The sequence below is a fragment of the Wolbachia endosymbiont of Drosophila barbarae genome, from assembly GCF_044752445.1.
Lineage (GTDB): Bacteria > Pseudomonadota > Alphaproteobacteria > Rickettsiales > Anaplasmataceae > Wolbachia > Wolbachia pipientis.
The window spans coordinates 1-749 of sequence record NZ_JBIXJM010000016.1 but is presented as its reverse complement, the minus strand read 5'-3'; the positions used below and the strand labels follow the sequence as shown (position 1 = coordinate 749).

Genomic DNA, 749 nt, shown 5'->3' with positions numbered 1-749 from the left:
ATTTATTACTAATTTTTTTACTGAGTCGATCATACTAGGCTTTTAAATGTTTATTATAAATTATAGTGTTTACTTTGAGGTAGTATAATTTTTTGTTCATAAATTATATAGGTTTTATTATTTTTTTGATAATGCAACTATGGAAAAGTTACCAAAAATAAAGTCACCAGAAGATTACACTCCTTCAGAAGATGAAGAATATATGAGCGTAAAACAACTGGAATACTTCAGCTTAAAGTTACAATCAATACTCGCTGAGTTAGAGAAACAAGAACTAGAAGATAATAGTATTGATACATACTATTCTGATGAAGATAGTGGAAACGAGGAATTAATCAAGCGTCGAAAAGATAGAAAAGAAAAAATTAAGGAGGCGTTAGAAAAAATAAAATTAGGCACTTATGGTTACTGCGATGGAACAGGAGAAGAAATAGGAGTAGAAAGACTTAAAGCTAATCCGCTTGCTATATATTGTATTGAAGAGCAAGAGAGAGTAGAAAAAGAAAAGAACGTGTACAACATTAACGATTAATTTACACATAAGTGGTGAGCCCATTGGACTTCAAGAGGAGCAAGAGGCGCTGAAGTATGTTATGCTATAAAGAAAGTGGAAAATTGGACATTCTCAACTTGACTCCTGCAGATTAAAAATTAAGTTGTATCCGTTCAGGCAATGGCGTCAACTTAAGGAAAAATATCAGCGATAGTGTATAAAATTTCTCTCTAAATTTTTTATCATTAAATTATCC

The 749-nt window shown here is 31.0% G+C and carries 1 protein-coding gene; it reads left to right on the top strand.

Annotated elements, in window-relative coordinates:
* Positions 1-139: 139 nt before the first annotated feature.
* On the top strand, positions 140-532 hold the full coding sequence (locus tag ACIPNH_RS00190; RefSeq protein WP_010963040.1) for a TraR/DksA family transcriptional regulator: 393 nt from the start codon (positions 140-142) through the stop codon (positions 530-532).
* Positions 533-749 lie beyond the last annotated feature (217 nt).

Coding starts and splice junctions, on each gene's coding strand:
- ACIPNH_RS00190 (WP_010963040.1), top strand. CDS start 140: ATGGAAAAGTTACCAAAAATAAAGTCACCAGAAGATTACACTCCTTCA.